Here is a 16,235-nt window from a genome sequence, read left to right on the forward strand (position 1 = left end):
CTGGCGCCGAATCGGGGCGAGCGCCTAGATTGCCACTCATGCCTCATGCCGGTTTCGTTCCCCTCCGCGTCTTTTCATCCTTTACCATGCTGGAAGGAGCGATAGACCCCAAGAAGATCGCCAAACAGGCCAAGGCCCTGGGCTTTCCGGCAGCGGCGATCACAGACCGCAACGGCCTCTATGGCTCCATGGCTTTTTCCGACGCCTGCAAGGGGGAGGGGGTGCAGCCGATCATCGGCGCCATGATCGGCATATCCCGGCCCGGCCGACCGGCCAATGCCGCGCCCGTCCATGACTGGATCGCGCTCTATGCGCAGGATGCAACCGGCTATGACAATCTCTGCGCGCTCGTTTCGATGGCGCATCTGGAGCGCCCGGTCGAGGAAGTGCCCCATATCAGTCTGGAGACGCTGGAGGGGCGCACGGACGGCTTGATTGCGCTGACGGCGGGCGGAGAGGGAGCGTTGGCCCGGCTCTTTGCCGAGGATCAGCCTGCCGCCGCTTCAGCCTATGCCGACCGGCTGGAGGCGCTGTTCCCGGGACGGCTTTATGTTGAAATCTGCCGCCGCCTCGATCCGGTCGAAGGGAAAGCGGAGCCGGAACTTCTCGACCTTGCCCATGCGCGCGACCTGCCATTGGTGGCGACCAATCCGACCTGCTTTGCCGAACCGCATTTCCATGAAGCGCATGACGTGATGCTGTGCATCGCCGACAGTGCCTATGTGGAGACGCCCGACCGTCGCACCAGTTCGCCCGATGCCTGGATGAAGCCGGCGGCGGAAATGAAGCGGCTGTTCGACGATCTGCCCGAAGCGCTGGCGAACACGCTGGTCGTGGCGCAGCGCTGTGCCGTGGCGGCGCCCAAGCGCAAGCCGATCCTCCCCAGCCTTGCCGGTGATATCGAGGGCGAGGCGAAGATGCTGCGCGAGCAGGCAGCCGAGGGGCTGGAAGCGCGGCTGGCCAAAGCGGGCATCACCGGGGAGGAGGCGCGCCAACCCTATTTGGACCGGCTGAAGTTCGAGACGGACATCATCATCCAGATGGGCTTTCCCGGCTATTTCCTGATCGTTGCCGACTTCATCAAATGGGCGAAGGAGCAGGATATTCCGGTAGGGCCGGGCCGCGGTTCAGGCGCGGGATCGGTCGTCGCCTGGGCGCTGACGATCACCGATCTCGACCCGCTGGAACTGGGCCTGCTGTTCGAACGCTTCCTCAATCCGGAACGCGTGTCGATGCCGGACTTCGATATCGACTTCTGCGAAACCCGGCGCGGGGAAGTGATCCGCTACGTCCAGCAGAAATATGGGTCGGACCATGTCGCGCAGATCATCACCTTCGGTAAGCTGAAGGCCCGCGCCGTTCTCAAGGACACGGGCCGCGTCCTCCAGATGAGCTATGGCCAGGTCGACCGCCTCGCCAAGCTGGTGCCCAACCACCCGACCGATCCCTGGACGCTGGAACGTTCCCTGAATGGCGTGGCGGAATTCCGGGCGGAATATGACAATGACGGGCAGGTAAAGCGCCTCATCGACTATGCGATGAAGCTGGAGGGCTTCCCGCGTCACAGTTCGACCCATGCTGCGGGCGTGGTAATCGGGGACCGGCCCTTGTCGCAACTGGTGCCGCTCTATCGCGACCCGCGTTCCGACATGCCGGTGACGCAGTTCGACATGAAATATGTCGAGGGCGCGGGACTGGTGAAGTTCGACTTTCTGGGCCTCAAAACCCTGTCGGTGTTGCAAAAGGCCGTACAGTTGCTCGCCGGGCGGGCCGTGGAGATCGATCTCAACAGCCTGAGCTGGGACGATCCGGCGGTTTATGAGTTGCTCCAGCGCGGCGATACGGTGGGCGTGTTCCAGCTCGAATCCGAAGGCATGCGCAAGACGCTGGCGGCCGTGCGTCCGACCAATTTCGGGGACATCATCGCGCTGGTGTCGCTCTATCGGCCCGGTCCGATGGACAATATCCCGATGTTCGGGCGTCGTAAGAATGGTCAGGAAGATATTGAATATCCTCATATTCTTCTGAAACCGATCCTCGAAGAAACCTACGGCATCTTCGTCTATCAGGAACAGGTGATGCAGGCCGCGCAGATATTGGCGGGCTATTCGCTGGGCGACGCAGACCTTCTGCGCCGCGCCATGGGCAAGAAGATCAAGGCGGAAATGGACGCCCAGCGCGCGCGTTTCGTCGAAGGCTGCGCCAAAAGCGATATCGCCGCAGGCAAGGCGAACGAGCTGTTCGATTTGATCGACAAGTTCGCGGGCTATGGCTTCAACAAGAGCCACGCTGCTGCTTATGCGTTGCTCGCTTATCAGACAGCGTGGCTGAAGGCCCATTATCCGGCGGAATTCTACGCCGCGTCCATGGCCTATGATATCCATCTGACCGACAAGCTCACTGTGTTCGTCGACGATATGCGGCGCATGGGGCTTGGCTGTCTGGCGCCGGACATCAATCGCAGTCTGGCGGATTTCTCGGTCGAGGCAGTCGAGTTTGAGGGGGACGATCCGCGTCTGGGCTTTGCCGTGCGCTATGCACTGGGCGGCCTGAAGGGCGTGGGTGAAAAAGCGATGGAGCAACTCGTCGCGGAGCGCGATGTTGGCGGACTGTTCAAATCGCTGGACGATTTTGCCGACCGGATCGAGCCGCGCCTGCTGAACCGGCGGCAACTGGAGAGTCTGGCGGCGGCGGGTGCCTTTGACGGGGTTCATGCCGACCGGGCAGGCGTGCATGCCGCCGCCGAGACAATATTGAGCGTGGCGTCGAGCGCGGCCGAGGCGCGGGAAAGTGGGCAGGGTGGCCTGTTTGGCGACGTAGAGACGCCCCATGCCGATGTTCGCATCCCGCCGCATCAGACATGGTCGACTGCGGACCGGATGGCGCAGGAAAAGGACGCCTTCGGCTTTTATTTCTCGGCCCATCCGGTGGATCGTTACCGCCATCTGGCCGAAGCTCGGGGGGCCAAAAGCTATGGTGCGATCTGCGCCGAGCCAGTGGCCGAGGGTGGTCGCGCCAACGGCGTAATGGCCGCCATGGTCGAAGATGTGCGCTGGCGCGAAACCAAGCGTGGCGCGCGCTATGCCGCCGCGACCTTCTCCGACAGCAGCGGCCAGTTCCAGGCAAGCTGCTTCGATGAGGACGCCTGCAAGGCTATCGAAGACATGGCGCGGGAGGGTGAGTGCGCCCTGCTGATGGTGGAACTGGACCGCCTGCCCGGTGAGGAAACGCCACGCGTCACCATTCGCGGGGTCGAACCGTTCCGCCAGTTGGCCAATAGTTCTCGCATGGAACTGGTAGTCGATGTCAGCGATGCGGCGGCGGTCGATGCACTGGCGCAATTGCTGACGCGTGCCAAGGGTGGACGGAGCGAGGTGTTCCTTCGCGCGCCCGTTGGGAATGGCAGGGCGGCACGGCTGTTTCTGGGCGACGATTATCTGATCGGCGCGGATCAGGTCGATGCCATCGTGCTGATCCCGGGCTTGCGCATTGGCCGCTTCGAACGGATGGAGGCGAAGGCCGACGGTTATCGGGCGCGTAACAGGCGGTCGGGATTGCGGCTCGTCGGTTAAAACAAGCGCAGTTGATCGCCCTGCGGCGGCCGGAAGAGATCGGTACGCAGCGTCAGGCGTTCACCCCCTAATCCTGCGCGCTTCCGTGCTTTCAGGAAGCGCGCACGGATAAGATCGGCCCAGACGCCCTGTCCCCGCATGCGGCTACCGAAATCAGGATCATTGTCGCGCCCGCCCCTCATGTCATGAATGATCCCCATGACCTTGGCGGTGCGATCCGGATAATGAGCTTCCAGCCAGGCCCGGAACAGCGGCGCGACCTCATGGGGCAGGCGGACCGGGATATAGCTGACCTCACGCGCTCCTGCCTCGGCCACGCGCGTGACAAGGGTTTCTATTTCATGATCGGTGATGGCCGGGATGATCGGGGAAAGGCTGGCGACGACCGGCACGCCGGCATCGGAGAGCTTGCGAATGGCGTCGAGCCGGCGCAGCGGGTGGGGGGCGCGCGGTTCCAGTGTTCGGGCAATGGCGGGATTGAGGCTGGTGACGGAAATCATCACGGATATCAGGCTGTTCTCTGCCATGGCGGCGAGGAGATCGATGTCCCGCAATATGCGGTCCGACTTGGTCGTGATATAGGCTGGATGGCGGCATTCCCACAATATTTCAAGGCATTGCCGGGTAATCCTCCAATCCTTCTCGATCGGCTGATAAGGGTCCGTATTGGTGCCCATGGCAAGCGGGGCGACGATATAGGATTTGCGCGACAGTTCGGCCTTCAGCAATTCTGCGGCATTGGGCTTGGCAAAAAGGCGCGTTTCGAAATCAAGACCGGGCGACAGGTCATGATAGGCGTGAGACGGGCGCGCGAAACAATAGATGCAGCCATGTTCGCAACCGCGATAGGCGTTGATCGATTGGCTGAAGGCAATGTCTGGGGATTTGTTGCGGCTGATGATCGTGCGCGGTTGTTCGACCGTGACCTGCGTCCGGCGTCGTGAGGGCAGGCCGTCGACCTCCTCCAGCGCGTCCAGCCAGTCACCGTCCGCGATCCGCTCAGGCATATTGAAACGGCGGCTTTCGCCGTTCAGCGTTGCGCCTCTGCCCTTCTCAACAGCCATGTTCTCATTAGAACATAAGAAGAACATGTTGACAAGTGGAGATGCTCCGGTCAACAGGGTTGCAGCAAATTCAGAGGGTTGAATGAAGAAGACAGCAATCGCCGCAGCGCTGTGGGCAGCCTTCATGACGACATCGGGCCAGGCGGCCGACAGTGATCCCTGTGGACCGGGTCTTGTCTGCGCCAATGACCCGCAAACTGTAGTCCGGGCTTTACAGGCCGAAGGCTATAAGGCAGCGCTCGGCAAGAGCAAGACGACTGGCAACCCGAAGATCGAGAGCGCGGCCAGCGGCTATGATTTCACGATCTTCTTTTACGAATGCGAGCAGGGGAAGAATTGCGGATCCCTGCAATTTCAGCTCAGCTTTGAGGATGATGGCGGCAATACGCCGGAACTCGCCAATAAATGGAACAAGGATAAGCGCTTCAGCCAGATGTCCGTCTGGGACGATCATTCGCTGGCGCTGGCCTATGACGTGACGACCGTGGGCGGTCTCAATCAGAAGAATTTCGCCGATGTAATCGACTGGTGGGCCGTGATGCTGGGCGAGGCCGCGAAGTTCTTCAAGGAAAACCCCGCCCCGGCGAAGTAGGGGATCAACTTCAGCGTTCCGTCAGGCGCGGCATCAACTCGACGAAATTGCACGGGCGAAATCGGCTGTCGAGTTGGCTGGCGAGAATCCCGTCCCATGCATCCTTCACCGCGCCGGTCGATCCGGGCAGGGCGAAGATATAGGTTCCACGCGCAACGCAGGCAGTGGCGCGCGACTGGATGGTGGACGTGCCGATGGTCTGATAGCTCAGCCAGCGGAACAGTTCGCCAAAGCCCGGTATTTCCTTGTCCTGCACCTGGGCGAGTGCCTCAGGCGTCACATCGCGTCCTGTGACCCCGGTGCCGCCCGTCGTGATGATGCAGTCGATCTGCGGATCGTCGATCCAGGCGTGGAGCCGGGCGACGATAGCGGCCCGCTCGTCCCGCTCGATATAACGGGCAGCCAGAAGATGGCCAGCAGCGGTGATCCGCTCCGCCAATATGTCGCCTGAGCGATCATCCTCAGCGGTACGACTATCGGAAATGGTGAGAAGCGCGATCCGAACCGGCAGGAAGGTCCGGCTTTCGTCGATGGGCATCAGTCGGAGCCGCCCGCGATACTCGCGCCTGCCATCGACATCTTCGGCGTCAGACGCACCAGACGGGTGCCCTTGGCGCCGGGGAAGGTCGGCCACAGGCCCTGCGCCATGCCGGCCAGCGAATCCGCGCTACCCTTCGCCTGAATCTGATACATCCAGTAATTGCGCATCACGATGTTCACATAGGCGCGGGTTTCATAATAGGGCAGCGATTCGATGAAGAGCAGCGGATCGCCATTGTCCTTCACTTCGCTGTTCCAGCGTTCGACCGGCAGCGGTCCGGCATTATAAGCCGCCATCACCTTGGGCAGCAGCCCGCCGGTTGCGCTCATGTCACGCAGATTTTCCAGATAGCGCTGGCCATATTCCATATTGGTCGATGGCACGAATAGCTGATCGGAAGAGGAAAGACCCATGAGATTGCCGGTGCTGGGCAGGACCTGCATCAGCCCGCGCGCTCCCGCGCTGCTCACGACATCGCGGCGGAAACCCGATTCTTGGAGGGTATGCGCATAGATCAGCGCGGGATCGACGCGCCAGCCGCCATCGGGCCGCCAATCAGGCGCGGGGAAGCGGGCGAAACTTGCCGGCTGCTTGCCCGCCGGCCCGTTATGCGCGAGCCAGAGCTGCGTTTCCGGCAGGTTCAGCGCACTTGAAAGACGGAGCAGAGCATCATATTGCCCGGTGCCGCCGATCCGCGCCTGATAGCGGAGCAATTGATCGGCCCGGCCATTTTCACCGATTGCCACCAGAGAAATCGCCGCGCGCACATTGGGGCTGTCCTTGAGCTGCTGCCATTCGACAGACCCGAAACGGGCCGCGACCGGCGCGCCGCCCAGCGGCAGCGCGAGCGTCTCGCGCGCCAGCAGGCCATAGAAACTTTCGTCCGACCGGGCGGCCGTCTTCAGCAGATTCTGAACCTTTTCAGGCTCGCCGCAGACCATATAGGCGCGGGCCGCCCAATAAGCTCCCGCCGCCCGCATATCCGCATTGCCCGCCAGCGCTGCGACGTTGCCGAAGGCGGGGGCAGCAGCGCGGCAATCATTCTGCCGCCAGGCCGCAAGGCCGGTGGTCCAATGAGCCTGAACCGCCCAATCGCCGCCGTTTCGACCTTCCAGAGCCTTGGCAGCCATGCGGCGGGCGTTGGCGTCATCGCTTTCGATATAATAGGCCCAGGCAACGCGCTGACGCACTTCTGTCAGGCCTTCCGGGGTTAGCCCCGCTTCGCCCGTTGCCAGCAGCGCTTCCGCGCCGGCGGGGTCGTCATTCTTGATGAAGGGCTGGATCTGTCCGACCAGCGCCTGCGCGAGAGTGTCTGTTTTGACCGCGGGCACATATTCGCGGCGCGGCGCACTGCCCAGCCAGACCATTTTCTGGATCTGCGGCAGGGTCGGCAATATCGTCGCGCCACGCTTCTGCGCGAGGCGGGAAAGCTGGTCCGCCTTATCGAGCCAGGGCGCTTTGTTGATGAGGTCGAGCAGTTCGAACAATTCGACCCGCGGCGAATTCTTCGCGAGATAAAGTTCGGCAAGGGCGACAGGACGTATGGCATCCTGAGCGTCCAGGGCCAGGGTCATTGCCTTCGCATCGGTCCATTTCTGGTCCCGCAGAGCCGCGAAAATGGCATTGTAACGGACCTTGTCAGCATCGCTCAACTGCAACGGCGCGGCCGGTGGGGCTTTGGAAAAAGCTGGCGCTGAAACGGCCGTATCGGCATGTGCGGGCATGGCGGCCAAAGCGGCTGCGGCGGCCATAGCCAGACGGGACGAGCGGGTGACGGCGCGAATCACTGGGGCATTTCCTCAAACAGACTCTGCAATATACGCCAACATTCCGACTTTGCCGCAGGCTGACCGAGCAGCAGGCGCGGATGAAATGTGGCAAAGGCGGGCATAGTGCCGCCATCATGGTTAAAAATTGGTAAACGATGCTCATCCTGCGGCATCAGCGTGCGGATCGTGCGATCGCCTAGCAGCAACAGCCGCTGCGGTGCGGCAAGCATCACATGTGTGCGCATGCGCGCTGCAGCCATCGTCAGATCCGAAGCCTCGACCATGCCGCCCGGCGGGCGTGAGAAGAAAAGCGATGCGAGATGGATATCCGCCCGGGCGAGGCCGATGGCGCGCAGCATGGCGTCGAACAACTGTCCGGCCTTGTCCGCCAGCAGTCGCCCTGCACTCATATCGGCCGGATCGGGCATGTCAGTGACGACCATCAATGGTGCCTGCGCCGGTCCCGTGGGAAGAATCGGCGTTCCGGGCCAGCGACGCTCGGGCTGGGCGGCATCTTCGGCAAGCCAGGCAAGGAACGCGTCGAAGCTTTGCGGGCGAAGCGGGGGCAGGGTTTCAGTCGCGGCAGGAGATGCCTGAACCGGCGCTGGAGCCGGGCGCAGCCAATTGGTCGGCGTTTCACCGATCGCGCAATCCACGCCGGCCAGATTCCACCACGCCAGATAGGCATCGGCAAGGTCCGCCGTATTTTTCTGCAATGATCCCCGCATCAATTGTCTTGGGCCAGAGGTTGACGCCGTGGTCAAGAATCTTCATCGCCTTTGATGGCAAAACGTTTGGGACATGCGGCGACCAGATCGGAGAGGGAACCGACGGCGCCCGCAAAATGGAGGGAATATGAGCGAACGGGATTCGATGCCCTATGACATCGTCATCGTCGGCGGGGGACCGGCGGGGCTGTCCTCTGCGATCCGGCTAAAGCAGCTGGCGAACGATGCGGGCCAGGAATTGTCGGTGTGCGTACTGGAAAAGGGGTCGGAAATCGGCGCGCACATATTGTCGGGCGCGGTCGTCGATCCCAAGGCGCTGGATGAGCTGTTTCCCGAATGGCGCGACATGGGCTGCCCGATGGCGGAAGTGCCCGTCACGGACAACCAGCACTGGTTCCTGACCAAGGGCGGCAAGATGGCCATGCCGCACATCATGACGCCGGGCTGGATGCACAATAAGGGCACCTATACCGGATCGCTGGGCAATCTCTGCCGCTGGCTGGCGGAGCAGGCCGAAGGGCTGGGCGTCGAAATCTTCCCCGGCTTTGCCGCAGCGGAAATCCTCTACAATGAGGATGGTTCGGTGAAGGGCGTCGCGACCGGCGACATGGGCATCGACCGCGAAGGCAATCGCAAGCCCGATTATCAGCCGGGCCTTGAACTGCACGCTCGCTACACCTTCTTCGCCGAAGGCGCGCGCGGCCACCTGACCAAGATCCTGAAGCGCCAGTTCGCGCTCGATGCGGACTGCGAGCCGCAGGTCTACGGTATCGGCATGAAGGAATTGTGGGACATCGATCCCGCCAAGCACAAGCCTGGTCTGGTCATCCACACCCAGGGCTGGCCGCTGACCGATGCCTATGGCGGCGGTTTCCTCTACCATCAGGCCAATGGCCAGGTGGCCTTGGGCTTCGTGGTCGGCCTTGGCTACAGCAACCCCTATCTCTACCCGTTCGAGGAATTCCAGCGCTGGAAGCAGCACCCGGAAATCCGGAAATATCTCGAAGGCGGGCGCCGCGTTTCCTATGGTGCGCGCGCGATCAACGAAGGCGGCTGGCAGTCGATCCCCAAGCTTGCCTTCCCCGGCGGCGCTCTGATCGGTTGCTCGGCGGGCTTCGTCAACGTGCCGCGCATCAAGGGCACGCATACCGCGATGAAGTCCGGCATGCTGGCCGCCGAATCCGCGTTCGCCGCGATCCAGGCGGACCGTTCGAGCGATGTGCTGGCCGATTATGAGCCGACGCTGCGGTCGAGCTGGATCGCGACCGAACTCCAGCTGGTCAAGAATGCCGAGCCGCTGCTGGCCAAGTTCGGCAACACCATCGGCACGATGCTGGCGGGTATCGACATGTGGATGCGCACGCTGAAGATCGGCCTGCCCTTCACGATGAAGCACAAGCCCGATTGCGAGAAGCTCGCCCGCAAGGACCACGCCAGGAAAATCGACTATCCCAAGCCCGACGGCGTGATCAGCTTCGACCGTCTGTCCTCGGTGTTCCTGTCGAACACCAATCATGAGGAGGACCAGCCGGTTCACCTGCAGCTCAAGGACCCGTCGATCCCCATCAGCTACAACCTGCCCCTTTATGACGAGCCGGCGCAGCGTTATTGTCCGGCAGGCGTCTATGAGGTGGTCGGGCTGGACGAGGGCAATCCCCGCTTCCAGATCAATGCGCAGAACTGCGTCCACTGCAAGACGTGCGACATCAAGGACCCGACCCAGAATATCAACTGGGTCGTGCCCGAAGGCGGTGGAGGGCCGAACTATCCCAACATGTAGGCGTCTATTTGCCGCAATGATGCTGATGCTGCCCGCTGCGGCGGGCGCATCGCTCGATCCTGCGAGCGCTTTGCATGCCTATATGCGGGGGCGCCTGGCCGATGGCGAAGGCGCTTCCGGCGTTGCGCTCAGCAGCTATCGCCAGGCGCTGGGACAGGATCCCGCCAGTCTGGCCGTGGCCCGACGCTCCTATTTTCAGGCGCTGATCAGCGGCGACAGGCTGCTGGCGCTCAAATCCGCCGCCATATTGGAAAGCGACGGGCAATTACCGCGCGACGGCACGCTGCTTCAGATCGGCGATGCTCTCGGACGCAAGGACTGGCCGTCAGCGCGACGCCTGGTCGACCGGCTCGTCGAGGAAGGAAATTTCGCCTTTCTCGCGCCGATCATCCGTAGCTGGATTTCGGTCGGGGAGGGGCGTCATGCGCCGCCTGCGATCGACCACAACGACCGCTTCGCCTCGCTCGCCAGACGCTATGCCGACGAACATCTGGCCTTGCAGGCCCTTGGCAAGGGTGATCTGGAAACCGGCCAGTCGGCGATCAATCGCGCCCTGGCCCTGCGGATCGGAGAGGCGGCGGAAATGCGCCTGCTCTTCGCAGGACAATTGGCGGCGCGCGGCGCAAGGACGCAGGCGCTCGATCTGTTGCCGGCACGGGAAGCCGATCTGGCGCAGGCGAGGGCGGACATCACTCGTGGCAAGTCGCTTTCCCAATGGGGCAAGCCGTTGACGCCGGCTCAGGGTTTTGCGCGCCTCGTCGCGCGGCTCGGCGCCGATATTGCGACAGACGGCAGCACGGGAACGCTTGGCATCAGGCTCGCACGCATCGCCGGTTTTGCGGACCCGGATGGACCCGCCGTTCATCTGATCGCGGCCAATCTGCTGACGCGCGCGGGACATGCCGAATATGGCGTGGACGAAGCGCGCAGGATCGCGCCTGCCGGCTGGTACGGCGCACTCGGACAGGAGGAACTGGTCGAGGCTCTGGCGGCATCGAACAGGCGAGGCGAGGCGATCGCGTTGGCGCGCGCACTGGCCGCCGCACCCGATGCCGAAGCGGAGCGTCATGTACAACTCGGTCGGCTGCTGGCGGACGAAAAGGATTATGCCGGCGCAGCGGACGCCTTCCGGGCGGCACAGGCGCGCTACCCGGAAAATGCCGCTCCCTGGATGCTCCTGCTGTTCGAGGGGAGCGCTCTGGAGCAAGGCGCACGCTGGACCGAAGCGCGGGCCGTGCTGGAGCGGGCGGCCCGGATCGCGCCCGATGAGCCTGCTGTCCTCAACTATCTCGGCTACGCGCAGATCGAGCGGCGGCAGAATATGACCGCTGCGCTCGATCTGTTGAAACGGGCCAGTGCGCTGAAGCCGGATGATGCATCGATCACCGATTCGCTCGGCTGGGCGCAATTTGTGACCGGCAATCTGGACGCGGCGGTGCCGATGCTGGAACGCGCGGCAGCGGGGGCGCCAGCCGATGTGACGATCAACGAACATCTGGGCGATGCACTTTGGTCCGCCGGGCGACGCTATGAGGCACGCTATGCCTGGCGGGCGGCTGCCGTCTTTGCCGAAGGGGAGGCTGCGGACCGGCTTGCTGCCAAGGCGAAAGAAGGAATGAAACCGGAATATGCCGCACGTTGACGCGGGAACGACGCCTGCGCTGTCGACTCTGGAATTGGTCGAGACAGCCTTTGCCAAAGTGAACCTGGCTCTGCATGTCCGCGAAAGGCGGGCCGATGGTTATCACACACTGGAAAGCCTATTCGTTTTTGCCGAAACAGGGGACCTGCTGTCTGCCCGCCCTCGGTCCGATGCCATGGTCAGCCTGTGCATTGAGGGCCCTTTTGCCGGTGCGCTGGATGCCGGGCCGGACAATCTGGTGATGAAGGCCGCGCACGCGCTACAGGCTCATATGGGCGAGGAGCGCGGCGCGGCGTTGCTATTGAAGAAGAACTTGCCCGTGGCATCGGGCATAGGCGGCGGTTCGGCCGATGCGGCAGCTGCGCTGCGGCTGCTGGTGCGGTTGTGGAATGTCGACATCGCACCGGAGGCGCTGGCGCAGATCGCCCTGTCGCTGGGGTCGGATGTGCCCGCCTGCATCGCGAGCGTGACGCAAATGGTGCGCGGTCGGGGTGAGGTGTTGCAGCAGCAGGCAGTGGAGGGTCTCCCCGGAACGCCGATGTTGCTGGTCAATCCGGGCGTAGGAGTTTCGACGGCGCGGATTTTCGGGGCGTGGGATCAGGTCGATCGCGGGCCACTAAATGCTGCCAGCCTGGCGCAGATCATGGGCGAGGGACGCAATGATCTGGAACCGCCAGCGATAGAGGCGGCTCCTGCGATCGCCGATGTGCTGACCGCCCTGCGTTCCTGCGAAGGAGTGAAGATGGCGCGCATGTCGGGATCGGGTGCGACCTGTTTCGCGCTGTTCGAAACGGATCGGCATCTGGCGGCAGCGGGAGCTTTGCTGCGGGCGGAACACGCCCATTGGTGGGTCGCGGAAACGAGGATCAGGACGGCATGAGCGAGGCTTTCACCCAAATTGTCGGCGGCGATCTCGACATATTGATCATTGCCGATCATGCCTCTGCCCATGTCCCGGCGGATGTCGATCTTGGCATCGATCCGGCATTGCTCCACGATCATATCGCGATCGATATCGGCGTGGCGGAGGTCAGCACGCTCCTGGCCCGGCAATTGGGCTGCACCGCGATATTGGGTGGCGTTTCCCGTCTTGTGATCGACCTCAACCGGGAAGATGACGCGCCCGGCCTGCTGCCCGTGATGAGCGATGGCCATGCCATTCCCGGCAATCGCCATGCCGATTTTGCCGAGCGGATGATCCGCTTCCACCATCCCTATCATCACCAGATCGGGCGGCGGCTGGACGATATGGGATCGCCCTTCATCCTGTCGGTCCACAGTTTCACGCCCCGGCTGGCCAGCGATCCCGATCAGCAGCGCCCCTGGGACATCGGCATCCTTTATAATGAGGATGACAGGGCGGCCCGCATTGCCATTCCCTTGCTGGAGGAAGCCGGGCTGAAGGTTGGGGATCAGCTACCTTATTCGGGCAAGTTGCTGAACGCCACGATGAACCGCCATGCCGAAGACAATGGCATCCCCTATCTCGGCATAGAAATGCGGCAGGATCTGGTCGGCAATGCCGAAGGCCAGGCCCGTTTCGCCCGAATATTGGAACCCATAGTGCTGGAATGCCGTAGTCGGCTGGCATGAGGAAGCGGACGCTTCGGAGTGGATTGCTCTGCCTGCCACTTCTGGGATGCGGCGGGCATGCCGGCTCCGACGCCGCTCCACAAAGCATCGAATGCGCCATTGGGGTCGGCGCTGACTGGACCGGCCATTGCCCGGTCGAACGCAATGGCGCCCTTTTGACCGTTCGCCATGTCGATGGGGGGTTTCGCCGCTTTCGGATCATCCAGCGCGGCCATGCCCTGATGCCCGCCGACGGGTCGGAGGAATCGAGCAGCCGCAAGATAGACGGCAACAGGATCGAACTCAGCATCGGTGAGGATCGCTATCGCCTGCCCTTACGATTTAACGAGGCGTTGAAATGACGAAAGAAGCAGTCCTGACCGTCGGACAGATGCGGGCAGCCGAACAGGCGGTCTTTGCGACGGGCGTTCCCGAATATGAGTTGATGGAGCGCGCGGGCGCGGCGGCGGCAGAGTTCATCTGGCGGGCGGGGGCAAAGAGGGACTTATTGGTCCTTTGCGGTCCGGGCAATAATGGCGGCGACGGCTTCGTGATCGCACGGCTGCTGCGGGCGCGGGGCGTGCCCGTTCGGGTCGCGGCGCTGGGTGAAAGCCGCACGCCGTCGAGCCTGAAGGCGCGGGCGAACTGGGCGGGGCCGATAGAAGATGTTTTCAGCGCCCCACCGGCGACGCAGATCGTCGATGCCCTGTTTGGCACGGGACTGTCACGAGGGCTGGAGCCCGGCTTGGCCGACAGGCTTTGCGCGCTGACCGCGCAGGCGAGCTTCAGCTATGCGGTCGACCTGCCAAGCGGTGTCGACACTGACGGAGGCATATTGCTGTCTGCTGTCCCGACTTTTGGCGTCTGCATTGCGTTAGGGGCGTTAAAGCCTGCCCACCTGCTCCAACCGTCCGCCGCCTGTTGGCAAAGACTGGTCTGCGCAGAGATTGGCATCAATGTGTCGGGCGCGATGATCCATCAACTTTCGGCGCCGCATCTCTTGGCTCCGCAGCCTTCGGATCATAAATATAGCCGCGGCCTCGTCGCGGTGATCGGGGGAGTCATGGCGGGAGCCGGTCTGCTTGCCAGCCATGCCGCCGCATGTTCAGGTGCGGGGATGGTCCGTCGTCTGGCTTGGGATTTGGGCGGCGATCCCCATGCAATCGTCACGCAACGGGCCGACAGCGCTGCGGATGTCGCGCGGCTGCTCGGAGACGACAGGATCAAGGCCGTTCTCGTCGGGCCGGGATTGGGCCGCGATGGGGATGCGCCTGACAGGCTGGAAGCCGCGATGAAGAGCGGGCACGCGCTGGTTCTGGATGCCGACGCCCTGTCCCTGTTGGCGGACAAAGGAACCAACACCATTCCGCCTGGTGCGATCCTGACACCACATGAGGGCGAATTCGTCCGTTTGTTCGGAGATTTACCGGGCAGCAAGATCGACCGCGCGCTGGAGGCCGCCAGACGGGCCGACGCGATCCTGATCTACAAGGGCAGCGACAGCATCATTGCCGCGCCCGATGGCCGCGCCATGATTGCGTCAGGCAGTTCGGCCTGGCTCTCCACGGCCGGAACCGGCGATGTATTGGCGGGCCTGGTGGCGGGACGGCTGGCCGTGACGGGGGACGGGTTCCGCGCCGCATGCGAGGCGCTGTGGCTCCACGGGGAGGCTGCGCGAAGGGCCGGGGCAGCTTTTGTCGCGGATGATTTGCTTGTGGAGTTGCCAGCGGCTATCGCCTCTCGCCTGTGACTGACACCGATATCGACATCATCGTCCGCATCGCCGCAAAAGGCGATGGCATGACCGCCCATGGCCGCCATATTCCGCTAACCGCTCCGGGCGACCGCATTGCGGCTGACGGAACCGTCCTGCGTGGACCGCATCATGTCGATCCACCCTGCCGACATTTTCCGGCCTGTGGCGGATGTGAGTTGCAGCATGTCGATGAGGGCAGCTACGCCGATTTCGTGACGGCGCGGGTTGTCGGGGCGCTGGCCGGGCAAGGGGTGACCGCCGACACCGTGCTGCCGCCGCACATCTCGCCGCCACGCACGCGGCGACGCGCTTCGCTGCGGGCGAGCAGGCAGGGGCGGAAGGTTGTCATCGGCTTCGCGGAGGCGGGGAGCCATGCGCTGATCGACCTCTCCATGTGCGAGATTCTCGATCCCCGGTTGTTCGCGCTGCTGGAGCCGTTGCGTGGGCTCTGCGGCGCGATCCTGCCTGATCGACGGGCGGCGCATGTGCGTATGTCACTGACGGACCAGGGTGTCGATCTGCTGCTGGAAGGCGTAAAGGTCGAGGGACTGGCCGCCGATGAAGCCTTGCTGGCTTTCGCGCAGGACCATGCGCTGGCCCGGCTGACCATCGATGAGGGGGATGGAGCGCAGACGCGTTGGGAACCGGAACCCGTGACGGTCAGCTTCGGCGGCGTGCCGGTGGCCTTTCCGCCATTCGCTTTCCTTCAGGCGACGCCCGACGGAGAAGCGGCGCTGGTGGGGACAGTCCGTGATGCACTGCCGGCGCAGGGCGTGGTGGCCGATCTCTTTTGCGGGCTTGGCACCTTTGCGCTGGTGCTGGGGCAGGACCATCCCGTCTATGCGGCCGAAGCGGCGCGCGATCTGGTGCTGTCGCTCAAAACGGCCTCCAATCGCGCACAGCGGCGGTTTGTGGCGGATCATCGGGATCTGTTCCGCCGTCCGCTGACACCGGCGGAACTGAATCGCTTCGCCGCCGTCGTCATCGATCCGCCCCGGGCGGGTGCGAGGGAGCAGGTGATGCAAATCGCAGCTTCTGCCGTTCCACTGGTCGCCTATGTCTCCTGCAATCCAGCCAGCTTTGCGCGTGATGCGGCGCATCTGATCGGCGGCGGTTATCGGCTGGAAAGCGTGCGACCGGTCGGACAGTTCCGTTGGTCGACCCATGTGGAACTGGTTGGGATCTTCCGGCGCTGAAAAGATTAATCCCCCGCCGCATG

Annotated in this window: 13 protein-coding genes; 9 read left to right on the plus strand and 4 right to left on the minus strand. The window is 63.2% G+C overall.

The genetic code is table 11. The features are described from left to right. Positions 1-38: 38 nt before the first annotated feature. Complete coding sequence (dnaE, locus tag HUK73_RS05905) at positions 39-3,572, plus strand: DNA polymerase III subunit alpha (protein ID WP_176592838.1); 3,534 nt, start codon at positions 39-41, stop codon at positions 3,570-3,572. Here the strand turns inward: dnaE and HUK73_RS05910 are convergent. Further along, complete coding sequence (locus HUK73_RS05910; RefSeq protein WP_176591064.1) at positions 3,569-4,636, minus strand: PA0069 family radical SAM protein; 1,068 nt, start codon at positions 4,634-4,636, stop codon at positions 3,569-3,571. The two genes, dnaE and HUK73_RS05910, sit on opposite strands and share 4 nt — an antisense overlap. An 82-nt stretch (positions 4,637-4,718) precedes the next feature. Between HUK73_RS05910 and HUK73_RS05915 the strand changes: the two genes are divergently transcribed. Then, positions 4,719-5,228 (plus strand): YbjN domain-containing protein, encoded by a 510-nt coding sequence (locus tag HUK73_RS05915; RefSeq protein ID WP_176591065.1) that lies wholly within the window; start codon positions 4,719-4,721, stop codon positions 5,226-5,228. Positions 5,229-5,238: 10 nt separating this feature from the next. Here the strand turns inward: HUK73_RS05915 and moaB are convergent, their stop codons facing one another. The 3 genes from moaB to HUK73_RS05930 are packed head-to-tail and all read right to left on the minus strand — an operon-like array spanning position 5,239 to position 8,266. Next, a complete protein-coding gene (gene moaB, locus HUK73_RS05920; protein ID WP_176591066.1) occupies positions 5,239-5,766 on the minus strand; it encodes a molybdenum cofactor biosynthesis protein B in 528 nt (175 codons plus the stop codon). After that, positions 5,766-7,556 carry a lytic transglycosylase domain-containing protein gene (locus HUK73_RS05925; protein ID WP_176591067.1) on the minus strand — a complete coding sequence of 597 codons (1,791 nt, stop codon included), beginning with the start codon at positions 7,554-7,556 and terminating at the stop codon, positions 5,766-5,768. The genes moaB and HUK73_RS05925 overlap by 1 nt, the downstream gene beginning before the upstream one ends. Beyond that, entirely contained in the window at positions 7,553-8,266 is a 714-nt protein-coding gene (locus tag HUK73_RS05930; protein WP_176591068.1) for a uracil-DNA glycosylase family protein, read from the minus strand. The genes HUK73_RS05925 and HUK73_RS05930 overlap by 4 nt, the downstream gene beginning before the upstream one ends. A 127-nt stretch (positions 8,267-8,393) precedes the next feature. Between HUK73_RS05930 and HUK73_RS05935 the strand changes: the two genes are divergently transcribed. From HUK73_RS05935 to HUK73_RS05965, 7 genes are read left to right on the plus strand one after another with little or no spacing between them, the layout of a single operon-like run. After that, on the plus strand, positions 8,394-10,046 hold the full coding sequence (locus HUK73_RS05935) for an electron transfer flavoprotein-ubiquinone oxidoreductase (RefSeq protein ID WP_176591069.1): 1,653 nt from the start codon (positions 8,394-8,396) through the stop codon (positions 10,044-10,046). Positions 10,047-10,065: 19 nt separating this feature from the next. Next, positions 10,066-11,688: a tetratricopeptide repeat protein gene (locus HUK73_RS05940; protein WP_176592839.1), complete on the plus strand. Its 1,623-nt coding sequence runs from the start codon at positions 10,066-10,068 to the stop codon at positions 11,686-11,688. After that, entirely contained in the window at positions 11,675-12,568 is an 894-nt protein-coding gene (locus tag HUK73_RS05945; protein ID WP_176591070.1) for a 4-(cytidine 5'-diphospho)-2-C-methyl-D-erythritol kinase, read from the plus strand. The genes HUK73_RS05940 and HUK73_RS05945 overlap by 14 nt, the downstream gene beginning before the upstream one ends. After that, on the plus strand, positions 12,565-13,281 hold the full coding sequence (locus HUK73_RS05950; RefSeq protein ID WP_176591071.1) for an N-formylglutamate amidohydrolase: 717 nt from the start codon (positions 12,565-12,567) through the stop codon (positions 13,279-13,281). The genes HUK73_RS05945 and HUK73_RS05950 overlap by 4 nt, the downstream gene beginning before the upstream one ends. Then, positions 13,278-13,622 (plus strand): hypothetical protein, encoded by a 345-nt coding sequence (locus tag HUK73_RS05955; protein ID WP_176591072.1) that lies wholly within the window; start codon positions 13,278-13,280, stop codon positions 13,620-13,622. Before HUK73_RS05950 ends, HUK73_RS05955 begins: the two co-directional genes overlap by 4 nt. Further along, positions 13,619-15,010, plus strand: a complete 1,392-nt coding sequence (locus tag HUK73_RS05960; protein WP_176591073.1) for an NAD(P)H-hydrate dehydratase — start codon at positions 13,619-13,621, stop codon at positions 15,008-15,010. The genes HUK73_RS05955 and HUK73_RS05960 overlap by 4 nt, the downstream gene beginning before the upstream one ends. Then, the gene (locus HUK73_RS05965; protein WP_176591074.1) at positions 15,007-16,212 is read left to right on the plus strand and encodes a class I SAM-dependent RNA methyltransferase; all 1,206 of its coding nucleotides are present in this window, start codon (positions 15,007-15,009) and stop codon (positions 16,210-16,212) included. The genes HUK73_RS05960 and HUK73_RS05965 overlap by 4 nt, the downstream gene beginning before the upstream one ends. The last annotated feature ends 23 nt before the right edge of the window (positions 16,213-16,235 follow it).

Origin of the sequence: Sphingobium sp. EM0848, assembly GCF_013375555.1 — a bacterium.
Classification (GTDB): Bacteria; Pseudomonadota; Alphaproteobacteria; order Sphingomonadales; family Sphingomonadaceae; genus Sphingobium.

Bases quoted from the DNA above. Each gene is read 5' to 3' on its own strand.
- moaB (WP_176591066.1), bottom strand. From the start codon at position 5,766: ATGCCCATCGACGAAAGCCGGACCTTCCTGCCGGTTCGGATCGCGCTT.
- HUK73_RS05935 (WP_176591069.1), top strand. From the start codon at position 8,394: ATGAGCGAACGGGATTCGATGCCCTATGACATCGTCATCGTCGGCGGG.
- dnaE (WP_176592838.1), top strand. From the start codon at position 39: ATGCCTCATGCCGGTTTCGTTCCCCTCCGCGTCTTTTCATCCTTTACC.
- HUK73_RS05910 (WP_176591064.1), bottom strand. From the start codon at position 4,636: ATGGCTGTTGAGAAGGGCAGAGGCGCAACGCTGAACGGCGAAAGCCGC.
- HUK73_RS05945 (WP_176591070.1), top strand. From the start codon at position 11,675: ATGCCGCACGTTGACGCGGGAACGACGCCTGCGCTGTCGACTCTGGAA.
- HUK73_RS05930 (WP_176591068.1), bottom strand. From the start codon at position 8,266: ATGCGGGGATCATTGCAGAAAAATACGGCGGACCTTGCCGATGCCTAT.
- HUK73_RS05960 (WP_176591073.1), top strand. From the start codon at position 13,619: ATGACGAAAGAAGCAGTCCTGACCGTCGGACAGATGCGGGCAGCCGAA.
- HUK73_RS05915 (WP_176591065.1), top strand. From the start codon at position 4,719: ATGAAGAAGACAGCAATCGCCGCAGCGCTGTGGGCAGCCTTCATGACG.
- HUK73_RS05955 (WP_176591072.1), top strand. From the start codon at position 13,278: ATGAGGAAGCGGACGCTTCGGAGTGGATTGCTCTGCCTGCCACTTCTG.
- HUK73_RS05950 (WP_176591071.1), top strand. From the start codon at position 12,565: ATGAGCGAGGCTTTCACCCAAATTGTCGGCGGCGATCTCGACATATTG.
- HUK73_RS05940 (WP_176592839.1), top strand. From the start codon at position 10,066: ATGCTGATGCTGCCCGCTGCGGCGGGCGCATCGCTCGATCCTGCGAGC.